Origin of the sequence: Dissulfuribacter thermophilus, from assembly GCF_001687335.1 — a bacterium.
GTDB lineage: Bacteria > Desulfobacterota > Dissulfuribacteria > Dissulfuribacterales > Dissulfuribacteraceae > Dissulfuribacter > Dissulfuribacter thermophilus.
Genome location: NZ_MAGO01000010.1, coordinates 36,865 through 48,717 on the forward strand (window position 1 = coordinate 36,865; position 11,853 = coordinate 48,717).

Genomic DNA, 11,853 nt, shown 5'->3' on the forward strand with positions numbered 1-11,853 from the left:
TCGCACGCTCCTATTCCCAATCAATGGCCCTCTTCTTCAATGCATACACTAGGCCCACTAACAGGACTGCGACAAAGACAAATATTTCGAAAAAGACGCCCCAGCCATACTGAGCCAGGCTCTTATACCGTAGGGCCAACGGATAAATCAGAACGGTCTCCAAATCGAAGACCAAAAATAGCACGCCAACCAAAAAATATTTGACGGAATAACGCTTCTCACTGGGATGCAATAAGGGAACACCACATTCATAGGTGGTAGCCTTCCTTGGTTTTGGCCGAAACGGCCCAAGAAGATGAGATATAAGGAGCATGCCGATGATCGCAAGGAGTGACATGCCCAAATACATTACTATTGTCTCAAAGCCGCTCATCATGCTCTACCCTCCCCTGTAGTCGCCACAACCGGCTACTCGACATTCAAAATGAATTACGATTCATTTTGTCAATCAAAAAAAAGTCGGCCCATGCCAACATTTTCGCAAATTCCCTCGGGCCTCGCAAGGCCCGAAATATTGCAAAGCTTCTAATATAAAAGAAATATTATGTCAAGGGTCAAAAACCATAATAATTTACGAAAAAACTACTTGACAATTTTAAAATTTTCCCTAAGTTAAATGATAATCATTCGCATAAAAGAAAGAGGTGCAGTAAATGAAAAAGATGATGCGCATGACCCATCAAAGGGAAATCATTCTAGAGGAACTAAAACGGCTGAAGACTCATCCGACAGCAGACGAGCTCTATGAAATTGTCAAAAAAAGGCTTCCACGGATAAGTCTTGCCACTGTGTACCGCAATTTAGACGTACTAGCCGAGCTAGGCATAATACAAAGGATAGAGGTATCTGGGAGGCAAAAACGCTTCGATGGAAATCCAGAGGCGCATCACCATGTGAGATGTCTTGTATGCGGTAGGGTGGCAGATGCGGAATTATCTCAGGAACCACAGGTGAATTTTGACTCAGTGAAGGCAAATGGCTTCAAAATCATCGGATTCAATCTGGAGTTTGAAGGAATCTGCCCTGAATGTGTTTCTAAAGGAAAATTTAAATTTTTTAACAATAAAGCCGACACAATCTTTAATGAAACGTAGTCCAGGCCTTTTTTTAAAATGAACAATATTTGATATCTATATTTTTTCATGACAAGGAGGTATAATGTTATGGGTTGTTGCAAGAAATCAAACTGTGGACCATCTCTAACTGACGAACAAAAAAAGATTTTAGAAGCTCTTAGCCAATCTGACGACCCCCTGGCTTGTAAAGAGATTGCAGAGAAGGTGGGCCTTACTGGCAACCAGGTAAGTTGCAGAATCAGAAGTCTAAAGTCAAAAGGCCTAGTAGACAGCCCAGTTAGGTGCAAATACACCATCACCAATGAAGGCAGGGCGGCAATTGGTTCTTAACATGTCAATTTAATGGCTTCGTCCATATATACATTATCCAAGGAGAAATAACATGAAAAGCTTAAAAGGCACTCAGACTGAAAAAAATCTACTTACTGCCTTTGCCGGTGAATCCCAGGCAAGAAACAGGTACGACTTTTTTGCAAAACAAGCCAAAAAAGAAGGTTATGTTCAAATCTCAAAGATATTTGAAGAGACCGCCCTCCAGGAAAAAGAACACGCCAAAAGGATATTTAAGTTCCTGGAGGGAGGCGATGCTGAAATAAGTGCAAGCTTCCCTGCTGGCAAGATAGGAACAACCCTTGAAAACCTCATAGAGGCTGCAAAGGGCGAACACTATGAATACTCCAGTATGTATCCAGAATTTGCCAAGGTTGCAAGACAAGAAGGGTTCGACGAAATAGCAGACTGCCTCGAGTCCATAGCTGTGGCTGAAAAACAACATGAAAAACGCTACTTAGCGCTAGTAGCCAATATCAAGAACGACACTGTATTCAAAAAGGATAAGACAGTCACCTGGAGATGTCTGAATTGTGGCTATGTGCATGAAGGACCGGAGCCACCCCAAGAGTGTCCTGCATGCGCCCACAAAAAGGAATATTTCGAGCTTTTATGTGAAAATTGGTAGGCAAAAAAAACACAAGACTTAAGGAGGAAAAAAATGTGTAATTTAGTAACTAATCCAGCCCCAGACTTTACAGCCACTGCAGTTATGCCTGATAACAGCTTCAAGGAAGACTTTACCCTCTCTTCTTACAAGGGAAAGTATGTCTGTCTCTTCTTTTATCCCCTAGATTTTACCTTTGTTTGTCCGTCTGAGATCCTTGCCTTCAACAAAAGGCTACAGGAGTTCAAAGACAGAAACTGCGAAGTAATTGGCGTCTCTGTAGATTCCCATTATACCCATCTTGCATGGAAAAAGACCCCTGTGGAACAAGGTGGGATTGGAGACATTCAGTACCCACTAGTCTCAGACCTATCTAAAAAGATTTCCTTAGCCTATGGCGTCCTCCTGGGAGACGTTGGAGTGTCCTTGAGAGGCCTTTTCCTCATCGACAAAGAGGGGATTGTCCGTCATCAGTTGGTCAACGATCTCCCACTAGGAAGGAGTGTTGACGAGGCCTTGAGGATCCTTGATGCATTACAATTTTTTGAACAACATGGAGAGGTTTGTCCTGCTAACTGGCGTCCTGGCGAGGAAGCCATGAAGCCAACCCCAGAAGGTGTTGCTGAGTACCTCAAAAAGCATGCATCGTAGATCCTTATAGTCAAATTGGGTTCAGATTGTACCAAAATCGTGAAAGGAGACAAAAAATCATTTTGTCTCCTTTCGTAATGCATGATTTGGGATCATAAGAGCGCTCTGTGAAATGCCATTTCAGCCGTTTTTCAGAAATAGGGCGGGGCGGACCTGACCTTTCGAGGACAAACTGGCTCTAGGACGCAAGCTCTGGTCTACCTCGCCTTTTAATATGCATTTTTATCTCACCACTTTCCAAAAAAGGAGGGAGTATAATGGGAAAGAACCTTTTTTTGTTAATCATAGCACAGTTCATGTTTGTCCATACTGTGTTAGCGGCTGAAATGGGCGCGTTTAAGGAAACGCAGTTTAAAACGCCGGAGTCATGTTCAGGATGTCATAAAGATATCTATCAAGAATGGAATGAAAGCATGATGTCCAAGTCTTTCACCCACGCATGGGATGAAGTTGAATACTTCAAACTCGCACTTCCCCAATCAGAACAGGTGAAGGAAGTTGCCGGAGTCAAGGCCGGATGTATAGGTTGTCATAGCCCCCTTGCCTTTTTAACCGGAGACATCCCACCTAAAGCCGTAAAGGAAAACACCAGGGCAAATGAGGGAGTAAGCTGTGAGATCTGCCATTATATAATCGGTTCAACAGAAGACGAGCCCTTCAATTTTAGTTATATCATCAAGGCAGGAAGAGAAAAATATGGAAATAGATCCGATGCAAAGAGTCCTGCCCATAAAACTGCCTTCTCTGAGTTCATGAGGAGCCCAGAGTTTTGTGCAACCTGCCATGATGAACAATCCCCTTATGGTGCATGGGTGAAATCCACCTACAGGGAATGGAAACAAGGCCCTTATGCAAAAGAAGGCACCAGGTGTCAGGACTGCCATATGTACTATTCCGAAGGGAAAAGCGCCACTACAGGCAAAAAGAGAAGCGATATTGCCCACCACATATTCCATGGCTCCCATTCCAAAAGCAAGCTGAGAGGAGCTATCGACCTTGCTCTCTATACAAATCGAAAAGAACTTAGTCCTGGTTCAAAACTCAAACTTAGAGCAGTCCTATTTAATGGAAAGGCAGGGCACAAGGTGCCAAGCGGTTCCTCTGAAGAGAGGATGCTCTGGCTAGAGGTATGGGCCATCGACTCAAATGGAAAGAGCCATCTTTTGAAGGTGAACAAAAAGGGCTTCCCAGGAGAAGAATTCACCATTGCAGATCCAAATGCCCTCGCCTATCAGGCCATGGGTGAGATCATGAAGATTCAAGGCTTTAAAGGCATAGAAAGAGACGGCGATGTACCAGCGGGCTCCAGGATCTTTAGAAAGCCCTTTTTTGATCCAAAGGGCAGAATGACCATTTGTCAGTGGTATACCAAGGACAATACAAAGGTCGATTATAGAATAGGGCCTAGAGAGACCAAAATTGAGACCTATACATGGATAATTCCAGACGATATTCCCGAAGGTGAACTTGTTATCAAGGCAAATCTCCTCTACAGCCAGGTGCCTTCGTCTGTTGGAAAATTTTTGAGCTTGCCAGAAGAAGAATATAGCCCCATACTCGTAAATACAGATAGTCTTTACATAAAGATCGTAAAATAAAAGGAGGAATCCCAAATGGCAAAGAGACTAGAAGTCTATAAATGTAATAAATGTGGTAACATCATAGAAGTGCTCGTCGGCGGCGAAGGAGAACTTGTATGCTGCGGTGAGCCAATGGAATTATTGACGGAAAACACCGTGGATGCTGCAAAAGAAAAACACGTTCCTATTATAGAAAAAATTGACGGCGGTTATAAGGTCAAGGTCGGTAGCACTCCACATCCTATGGAGGAAAAACACTATATAGAGTGGATTGAACTCCTGGCAGACGACAGATCATACATTGCCTTTCTCAAACCAGGAATGGCACCTGAGGCCACTTTTAAGGTGGATGCTGCCACAGTCGCAGCAAGGGAACACTGTAATCTTCACGGACTTTGGAGGGGATAATTACTATGATGAACGAACGCATTGAAAAGGCATTGAACGAACAGATGAATGCAGAACTTTATTCCGCGTACCTCTATCTTTCCATGGCATCTTACTTCGAATCAAAAGGACTAGAGGGATGTGCCCATTGGATGAAGGCACAGACACAGGAAGAGTTGATGCACGCAATGAAATTCTACGAGTTCATTACTGAGCGCGGTGGACGCGCCATTATGAAGGCCATCGATGCTCCGCCATCTGACTGGGATTCGCCTTTAAATGTGTTTGAAAACGCGCTTCAACACGAACAATATGTTACGTCCTTGATCAATAAATTGATGGACCTTGCCATTGAAGAAAAAGACCATGCAACCCAAATCTTTTTACAATGGTTTATAAGCGAACAAGTGGAGGAAGAGGCAACTGCAGGGGCCGTTGTCGAGAAGATGCGTCTGGCAGGCGAGAGTCCAGGCGGAGTTTTCATGGTAGATCGGGAACTTGCCCAAAGGCAAATGCCTATTCCAATACCGCAGACAAAAGAATAGGAGGTCAAATATGCAAAAATATAAATGTCAGGTCTGTGGTTATGTATACGATCCAGATATAGGAGACGACTCCAGTGGGATTGAACCAGGAACAGCATTCGAGGACCTACCTGATGACTGGGTATGTCCTATTTGCGGAGCTGAAAAAGACCAATTCGAACCAACAGATGACTAAAGGAGGAATCAGGCGGGTATGCAGACATACGAAATAAAGAAAGATATTTATTGGGTTGGAGCTGTGGACTGGGGTATCCGTGACTTTCACGGCTACTCAACTTACGCAGGATCTACTTACAACGCATATTTGATGCTCGATGAAAAGGTAGTGCTCTTTGACACGGTTAAGAAGGAATTTAAATCTGATTTATTACACAGGATAAGGTCCATCATTGACCCTGAAAAAATTGATTACATCGTGGTAAATCACGTGGAAATGGACCATAGTGGCTCACTTCCTGAGATCATAGACATAATCAAGCCTGAGAAGATCATCTGCTCCACAATGGGAGAAAAGAACCTCAAGGCCCATTTTCACAGGGAAGACTGGCCCTACCATGTAGTAAAGACAGGAGATAGTATCTCGTGCGGCAAGAGGACCATCCAATTTATAGAGACAAGGATGCTACACTGGCCAGACAGTATGTTTTCCTACATCCCTGAGGAAAAGCTCCTCATCTCCAGCGATGCCTTTGGCCAACATCTGGCCACGAGCCAACGGTTCGACGATGAGGTAAATGAAACTGTGCTCATGTACCAGGCTCAAAAATACTATGCCAATATCATCACTCTCTACTCCCCTCAAGTGCGGAAGCTCCTCAAGTCCGTAAAGGATATGGGCATAGAGATCGACATGATAGCCCCAGATCACGGGATCATCTGGCGTAAAGACCCAATGAAAATATTGAATGCCTATGAAGATTGGTCCCACCACAGGGGATGCAAGAAAGCTTTGGTCATCTACGACACCATGTGGCACAGCACAGAGATGATGGCAAAGGCTGTGGCAGATGGGATAGAATCTCAGGGAGTGAACGTCCAGCTCATCGATCTTTCAGTAAACCATAGAAGCGACGTCATGACAGAAGTAATCGATTCAAAAGGGATCTGCCTGGGCTCTCCAACCCTCAACAATGGGCTTTTGCCCAGAATGGCAGGTTTCCTTATGTACATGAAGGGACTAAGACCCACAAACAAGTACGGAGCAGCATTCGGCTCTTATGGATGGAGCGGTGAATCTGTAAAGCTCCTAAACAAGGCAATGGAAGAGATGAAATTCGAGATCATCCATGAAGGAATAAGGGTCAAGTACGTCCCTGACCATGACACGCTTAAGCTATGCAACGAGCTCGGGAAAAAGATGGGCGAGATGGTGAAGGCAGGCTGTGAAAGGGAATAAAAACAAATCCGGAGGGCTTAGGGCCCTCCGGAAGACAATTGAAGAAATCCTCCTGCTCAACAAAGAGCACATCTTTCCAGCCCTGGACACACTTCCTCCGAAAGCGCTCATTTCCCCTCTCAGGACCTTATTCTTGAGTAAAAATGAACTCCTCAGGTGGCGCAGTATCACTGCCTTTGGTTATGTGATGTCAAAAATAGCCCAAAGGAACGTAGAAGATGCAAGGATAGTAATGCGTCAGCTCATGTGGACACTCAATGATGAATCCGGCGGGATTGGATGGGGGAGTCCAGAGGCCATGGGAGAATCCATGGCCACCACGAGAATTCTCTGCGAAGAATATGGGCGCATTCTGCTTTCATACATTTGGGAAGAGGGAAATTATCTTGAATATCCACATCTTAGAACCGGTGCCCTTTGGGGGATAATGCGGGCAACACTTGCTCATCCAGACCTGATGACCGCCTTTTGTGCCAAAGACTATCTCGTAGCCTACCTAGATGAAGAGGAGGAAGAGGCCCTGGGCTTGACTCTCCTCACTCTAACTGCCTTAAAAGAACATGAACTCGTGAACAAGACCATCGAGGAGAGGGATCTTCACCAAAAGAGATTTCGCATATACCTAAACGGAGAATTTACGGACGTAATCATTGGTTCCATTCCAACGCTTCAGACCTTCAACCCTGATGCCTAAAAACTCTATAATCCTCCCTGCCAAAAACTCTGCCATGTGGTCCAGAGTCTTTGGTCCATGATAAAAGCTCGGCATACATGGATATATCACTGCCCCTGCCTCTGCAGCCCTTGTCATATTCCTAAGATGAATGAGATTAAAAGGGGCCTCTCGCACAGCTAGTACAAGAGGGCGTCTTTCCTTTAAAAAGCAGTCGCAGGCCCTATGGATCAGATTCCTGGATGCACCATTGGCAACTGCAGAAAGGGTACCCATAGTACAAGGCAGTACCACCATTGCATGCCAGAGACTTGAACCACTTGCAGGTGGAGCAGTGAGGTCGTCCTCCTGATAGACGGTATAGGACAGGTCCACGAGTTTATCATAGCCTTCATCACCGAGCTCATAGCGTACAACCTCTCTTCCTGCCCTGGAAATTATGACGTGGACCTCTAGGCCAAGGTCCAATGATAGCTCCATGAATTTCAGGGCATAGATGCTTCCGCTTGCCCCTGTAACACCAAGGAGAATAGGAAGCGGCTTAGAGCCCGAGCTTTGGCCAAAGTGCATCGATCTTCTTTTTCACCTCAGGGTCCATCTCAATGACATCAGGCCATGGCCTGGTAAAGCCCTCTTCAGGCCACTTTCTCGTACAGTCTATACCCATTTTGCTCCCATAGTGGGGCAAGGGGGCAGCATGATCCAGGGCATCCACAGGACCGTCTACAAACATGATGTCTCTTTTGGGATCAACATTGTTTCCCAGACGCCAAAGCACCTGACTGATGTCCTGAACATCTACTTCCTTGTCAAACACACAGATGATCTTTGCAAACATCATCTGTCCAAGGCCCCAAAGTGCACTCATCACCTTGCGTGCATGGCCAGGATAGCGTTTGTCTATGGATACAAATGCAAGATTGTGAAACACTCCCTCAAGTGGGAGATTCATATCCTGGATCTCAGGAAGTGTCTTCTTGATCAAAGGCAAGAACAACCGTTCTGTTGCCTTTGCCATGTAGCAGTCCTCTTGAGGAGGCTGTCCCACGATAGTGGCAGGATAAATGGCATCCTTTCTCATGGTCATGCAGGTAACATGGAATACAGGGTATTCATCTTCCAGGGAATAATAACCTGTATGGTCCCCAAAAGGACCTTCAATCCTCCTTTCCCCTGGTTCCACATAGCCTTCCAAGACGATCTGAGAATTAGCCGGGACCTCCAACGGAACAGTAAGACACGGAACCAGTTCCACTGGACTCCCCCTTAGAAAACCGGCAAATACCACCTCGTCTATATCCGCAGGAAGGGGAGCAGTAGCAGCATAGGTCATTGCAGGATCCGGCCCTATGGCCACTGCCACAGGAAGCCTTTGGCCCAAGCTCTCTGCTACTCGATAATGATAGGCTGCGTCTTTGTGTGTGTGCCAGTGCATTCCAGTGGTCTTCTTGTCAAAGACCTGCATCCTATACATGCCGACATTTCGTCTCCCTGTCTCTGGATGCTTGGTAAAGACCACCGGAAGGGTGATAAACGGGCCTCCGTCCTTTGGCCAGCAGTGGAGCACTGGAAGCATGCCAAGATCCACATCATCGTCTTTGAGGACGATCTCCTGGCACCTGGCCCTCTTTACCTCCTTTGGAAAGGCATTTCTCAATCGATTGATCTTTGGAATGATCTTGAGCTTTTTAATCAGGGTATTAGGTGCCTCTGCCTCGATAAAGTCCAGGACCTCTTGTCCCAGACTATCGAGCTCTGGCACCTCAAGGGCAAGGCACATACGCTTAATTGAACCAAAGGCATTCATGAGGACTGGAAGCGATGAGCCCTTTACTCTCTCGAAAAGAAGAGCAGGGCCATGGCGTTTACAGACCCTGTCCGTTATCTCAGTGATCTCAAGATAAGGACTTACCTCTTCTTTTATCCTTACAAGCTCACCCTTTTTTTCCAATAAACCAATAAACTCTTGCAGATTCCTGTATCCCATGGCACAAACATGGTTTAAAATTGATGCTTAGTCAAGTACCTAATAAAGTTTTGAGTGTTGAGTTTTGAGTTTTGAGTTGAAGGAACAATCCATTATTAGTTTTGAGTGTTGAGTTTTGAGTTGAAGAAAGAAAAACTTGGTAGATGTGAAATTCTTGCCCCTGCCGGCACCAAAGAGGCCTTTTGTGCCGCAATAGAGGCAGGAGCAGACGCAGTGTACGTGGGTCTCAAGGCCTTCAATGCAAGGGCCTTTGCCCAAAATTTCTCCCTAGAAGAGCTAAACGCCCTTCGGGCTCTTTCAAGCCAAAGGGGTGTAAAACTCTTTGTCACCTTGAATTCCATCATAAAAGAAAATGAGTTAGGTAATCTCATCGATACCCTGGCCGCCCTCGAACACATAGGGATTGATGCAATCATCATCCAGGATCTTGGCACTTGGCGGATTGCAAAGAAATTCTTCCCAAAACTCCGCATGCACGCAAGCACCCTCATGACCATACACAACTGTCTGGGTGTTAAAACGGCCCATAAAATGGGATTCAAAAGGGTGGTCCTTGCAAGGGAGATGACTATTGAAGAGATAAGGGAATGCTCAAAGGCTGCTCCCATAGAGCTTGAGTGTTTCATATTTGGCGCCATGTGTTTTACCTACTCAGGCCTGTGTCTCTTTAGCAGCCTCTTTGGAGGCAAGGCCAGCACCCGTGGAAGGTGCGTACAGCCCTGCAGAAGGATATATAAGAGCCGGGGTTCTAAGAGCGGTGCCTATTTTTCAATGCTAGACCTAAACGCCCTCGAGCTTTTACACGACTTAAAAGAGGCTGGAATCTCTTCTTTTAAAATCGAGGGAAGATTGAGGCCAGCCCACTACGTATACCATGCAGTAAAGGCAGCAAGAATAATCCTGGATTCAAAACCTGGAGACTCAAAGGCCTTGGAAGAGGCCATGAGAGTGGCAGACAGCGCACTTGGAAGGAGTTCTTCTACGGGCTTCTTCTTATACGACAGGGCTTCTTCCCCTCCTGTTCGCCCTGAGCTGGCGCCAAACACAGGAAAGTTTATAGGAAAGATAAAGAACATAAATAAAGACAGTTTCTTATTGGAATCCAACTTCGAGATCTTGTCTGGAGACAGGCTCAGATTCCTGTCAAAAGATCGGACCAAACAGGCCATTATCAAGGCAAAAGACATAAAAAAGATCAATACCAGCCTCTGGGAGATCAGCGGTGCCCTTAGTAAAGAATTTGCAGGAGGCCTTTGTTTTCTAACCGACAGAAAAAAAAGTCCTTTCAAGAAAATAGACATCCGGCCTCTTCCCATCGACTATAAAAGGCCCAAAAACAAGGCTGCAAGGGTCAAAAAACAACTGGCTCAAACTCCTGCCAAACCCACTAAGTTCAAAGAGCCCAATATATGGGTGAGAGTTCGTAGTCTCAAGGACCTTGGCGCCCTATCCTCCTTTAAAGACATAAAGGGTTTTTATCTTCCAGTCTCTCTAGTCAAACATCATAAAAAAGTACCCAACTTCTCCATTCCCATTACCTGGTATCTGCCCCCTGTTATCCTAGAAAAAGATGTTCCATGGTACAAAGAGGCCTTGCAAAGGCTGAAAAAGGCAGGTTTTCGTGGATTTCAGGTCTCAAACCTGGGAGCCCTTTCCCTATTTACAGACCTAAAGGGGGTAAAAATCAGTGCCTCCTACCATGTAAACTGCCTAAATTCGTTTTCAGTTGAGGCCTTAAACGATCTTGGACTAACCGGAGTTGAATTTTCAGTAGAGACAGATAAGGCAAATCTCGAGGCTGTTTTAAAGAAACAGCTTCCCATCCCTATAGATATCGTCATCTACGGCCATCTTCCCGTGTTCACAACCAGGCTCTCCAAACACCCATGGCTAAAGGCAACAGATGTGATCGAGAGCCCAAAAGGGGAGGAATTTCTCTGGGAACAAAGATCCGATGTAGGTTTCCTCCTGTTTAAGCTACCATTTAGTTTGATCAATAAACTGGGTTATCTCAAAAGACTACCTGTGAGAAGGTGGGTAATAGACCTATCCTTTGGTACTCCAGCATGGGTCATCAGAAAGAAAGGCGGAGGAAAGAGTATCTTAAGGGGGATCAGGGGGCCACACAAGGGCTTCAATCTCGACACCGAACTACTCTAAGTGCCTTTATTACATATCCATAGGAACTTCCCTTCTTAATCTTTAGTACAATCCCATGGACCTCAATAGGTTCGCCACTTGCCTTCATGGGACTCAGGCCCTTTGGGGGCCTTCCCGTCACCATTATGCATCCGGTTTTGTCCTTTAGTGCCCAATCACTCCTGGTAAGAAGGGCTGAGTCTCTACCGCATCCTTGCCAGCCAAGGAACTCGCCTCTGACAACGACTAGAGTTTTTTCTGGAACAATCCCTGAAATGATTTCCCTAATTGGAATAAATGCCCCCAATTGCCCCTGATCTTGTAACCGATCATCTGAAATGCCTTTGGCACATGCAGCCATTGACGTTAGAAATAGAATCACGGCAAAAACGTATATTGGAAATGGCCTAGAAGGCCTTTTGTCCAAGATTCTGCAATTTACGAATTTCCCCAAGATACGAGGCGCTAGGGATGAAGACATA

15 protein-coding genes are annotated in these 11,853 nt (G+C 45.5%); 11 read left to right on the forward strand and 4 right to left on the reverse strand.

Annotation, left to right across the window (positions count from 1 at the left end):
* Positions 1 to 10 precede the first annotated feature (10 nt).
* Positions 11 to 376, reverse strand: coding sequence for an NADH-quinone oxidoreductase subunit A (locus DBT_RS09135; protein WP_067619536.1), 366 nt, complete (start codon positions 374 to 376; stop codon positions 11 to 13).
* Between the two features lie 277 nt (positions 377 to 653).
* On the opposite strand from DBT_RS09135, the gene DBT_RS09140 reads away from it, so the two are divergent.
* The 10 genes from DBT_RS09140 to DBT_RS09185 all read left to right on the forward strand — a co-directional run bounded on the left by DBT_RS09140 (position 654) and on the right by DBT_RS09185 (position 7,266).
* The gene (locus tag DBT_RS09140) at positions 654 to 1,094 is read left to right on the forward strand and encodes a Fur family transcriptional regulator (RefSeq protein ID WP_067619539.1); all 441 of its coding nucleotides are present in this window, start codon (positions 654 to 656) and stop codon (positions 1,092 to 1,094) included.
* Between the two features lie 69 nt (positions 1,095 to 1,163).
* Positions 1,164 to 1,406, forward strand: a complete 243-nt coding sequence (locus DBT_RS09145; RefSeq protein ID WP_067619541.1) for a winged helix-turn-helix transcriptional regulator — start codon at positions 1,164 to 1,166, stop codon at positions 1,404 to 1,406.
* A 52-nt stretch (positions 1,407 to 1,458) separates the two neighbouring features.
* Positions 1,459 to 2,034 (forward strand): rubrerythrin, encoded by a 576-nt coding sequence (gene rbr / locus DBT_RS09150; protein WP_067619544.1) that lies wholly within the window; start codon positions 1,459 to 1,461, stop codon positions 2,032 to 2,034.
* A 33-nt stretch (positions 2,035 to 2,067) separates the two neighbouring features.
* Positions 2,068 to 2,664 carry a peroxiredoxin gene (locus DBT_RS09155; RefSeq protein WP_067619547.1) on the forward strand — a complete coding sequence of 199 codons (597 nt, stop codon included), beginning with the start codon at positions 2,068 to 2,070 and terminating at the stop codon, positions 2,662 to 2,664.
* A gap of 257 nt (positions 2,665 to 2,921) precedes the next feature.
* Complete coding sequence (locus DBT_RS09160; protein ID WP_067619550.1) at positions 2,922 to 4,262, forward strand: multiheme c-type cytochrome; 1,341 nt, start codon at positions 2,922 to 2,924, stop codon at positions 4,260 to 4,262.
* Between the two features lie 15 nt (positions 4,263 to 4,277).
* The gene (locus DBT_RS09165; RefSeq protein WP_067619552.1) at positions 4,278 to 4,652 is read left to right on the forward strand and encodes a desulfoferrodoxin; all 375 of its coding nucleotides are present in this window, start codon (positions 4,278 to 4,280) and stop codon (positions 4,650 to 4,652) included.
* Positions 4,653 to 4,657: 5 nt separating this feature from the next.
* Positions 4,658 to 5,176, forward strand: coding sequence for a ferritin (locus tag DBT_RS09170; protein WP_067619555.1), 519 nt, complete (start codon positions 4,658 to 4,660; stop codon positions 5,174 to 5,176).
* A 10-nt stretch (positions 5,177 to 5,186) separates the two neighbouring features.
* Positions 5,187 to 5,351: a rubredoxin gene (gene rd, locus DBT_RS09175; RefSeq protein ID WP_067619558.1), complete on the forward strand. Its 165-nt coding sequence runs from the start codon at positions 5,187 to 5,189 to the stop codon at positions 5,349 to 5,351.
* An 18-nt stretch (positions 5,352 to 5,369) separates the two neighbouring features.
* A complete protein-coding gene (locus tag DBT_RS09180) occupies positions 5,370 to 6,572 on the forward strand; it encodes an FprA family A-type flavoprotein (RefSeq protein ID WP_067619561.1) in 1,203 nt (400 codons plus the stop codon).
* Complete coding sequence (locus DBT_RS09185; RefSeq protein WP_067619563.1) at positions 6,559 to 7,266, forward strand: DVU0298 family protein; 708 nt, start codon at positions 6,559 to 6,561, stop codon at positions 7,264 to 7,266. Before DBT_RS09180 ends, DBT_RS09185 begins: the two co-directional genes overlap by 14 nt.
* On the opposite strand, the gene DBT_RS09190 is transcribed toward DBT_RS09185, so the two are convergent.
* Both DBT_RS09190 and DBT_RS09195 read right to left on the reverse strand, forming a co-directional pair.
* Positions 7,195 to 7,815, reverse strand: coding sequence for a UbiX family flavin prenyltransferase (locus DBT_RS09190; RefSeq protein WP_067619567.1), 621 nt, complete (start codon positions 7,813 to 7,815; stop codon positions 7,195 to 7,197). The two genes, DBT_RS09185 and DBT_RS09190, sit on opposite strands and share 72 nt — an antisense overlap.
* Positions 7,787 to 9,232: a menaquinone biosynthesis decarboxylase gene (locus DBT_RS09195; RefSeq protein WP_067619570.1), complete on the reverse strand. Its 1,446-nt coding sequence runs from the start codon at positions 9,230 to 9,232 to the stop codon at positions 7,787 to 7,789. Before DBT_RS09195 ends, DBT_RS09190 begins: the two co-directional genes overlap by 29 nt.
* A gap of 120 nt (positions 9,233 to 9,352) precedes the next feature.
* Here DBT_RS09195 and DBT_RS09200 point away from each other — a divergent pair, with 120 nt between their 5' ends.
* Positions 9,353 to 11,392 (forward strand): U32 family peptidase, encoded by a 2,040-nt coding sequence (locus tag DBT_RS09200; RefSeq protein ID WP_067619573.1) that lies wholly within the window; start codon positions 9,353 to 9,355, stop codon positions 11,390 to 11,392.
* Here the strand turns inward: DBT_RS09200 and DBT_RS09205 are convergent.
* Positions 11,367 to 11,852, reverse strand: coding sequence for a hypothetical protein (locus DBT_RS09205; RefSeq protein WP_067619575.1), 486 nt, complete (start codon positions 11,850 to 11,852; stop codon positions 11,367 to 11,369). The two genes, DBT_RS09200 and DBT_RS09205, sit on opposite strands and share 26 nt — an antisense overlap.
* Position 11,853: the final 1 nt, after the last annotated feature.

What these genes read in the sequence shown, in the direction of transcription:
- rd (WP_067619558.1), top strand. Translation starts at nt 5,187, where the DNA reads ATGCAAAAATATAAATGTCAGGTCTGTGGTTATGTATACGATCCAGAT.
- DBT_RS09140 (WP_067619539.1), top strand. Translation starts at nt 654, where the DNA reads ATGAAAAAGATGATGCGCATGACCCATCAAAGGGAAATCATTCTAGAG.
- DBT_RS09170 (WP_067619555.1), top strand. Translation starts at nt 4,658, where the DNA reads ATGATGAACGAACGCATTGAAAAGGCATTGAACGAACAGATGAATGCA.
- DBT_RS09190 (WP_067619567.1), bottom strand. Translation starts at nt 7,815, where the DNA reads ATGCACTTTGGCCAAAGCTCGGGCTCTAAGCCGCTTCCTATTCTCCTT.
- DBT_RS09155 (WP_067619547.1), top strand. Translation starts at nt 2,068, where the DNA reads ATGTGTAATTTAGTAACTAATCCAGCCCCAGACTTTACAGCCACTGCA.
- DBT_RS09135 (WP_067619536.1), bottom strand. Translation starts at nt 376, where the DNA reads ATGATGAGCGGCTTTGAGACAATAGTAATGTATTTGGGCATGTCACTC.
- DBT_RS09180 (WP_067619561.1), top strand. Translation starts at nt 5,370, where the DNA reads ATGCAGACATACGAAATAAAGAAAGATATTTATTGGGTTGGAGCTGTG.
- rbr (WP_067619544.1), top strand. Translation starts at nt 1,459, where the DNA reads ATGAAAAGCTTAAAAGGCACTCAGACTGAAAAAAATCTACTTACTGCC.
- DBT_RS09205 (WP_067619575.1), bottom strand. Translation starts at nt 11,852, where the DNA reads ATGTCTTCATCCCTAGCGCCTCGTATCTTGGGGAAATTCGTAAATTGC.
- DBT_RS09165 (WP_067619552.1), top strand. Translation starts at nt 4,278, where the DNA reads ATGGCAAAGAGACTAGAAGTCTATAAATGTAATAAATGTGGTAACATC.
- DBT_RS09195 (WP_067619570.1), bottom strand. Translation starts at nt 9,232, where the DNA reads ATGGGATACAGGAATCTGCAAGAGTTTATTGGTTTATTGGAAAAAAAG.
- DBT_RS09160 (WP_067619550.1), top strand. Translation starts at nt 2,922, where the DNA reads ATGGGAAAGAACCTTTTTTTGTTAATCATAGCACAGTTCATGTTTGTC.
- DBT_RS09145 (WP_067619541.1), top strand. Translation starts at nt 1,164, where the DNA reads ATGGGTTGTTGCAAGAAATCAAACTGTGGACCATCTCTAACTGACGAA.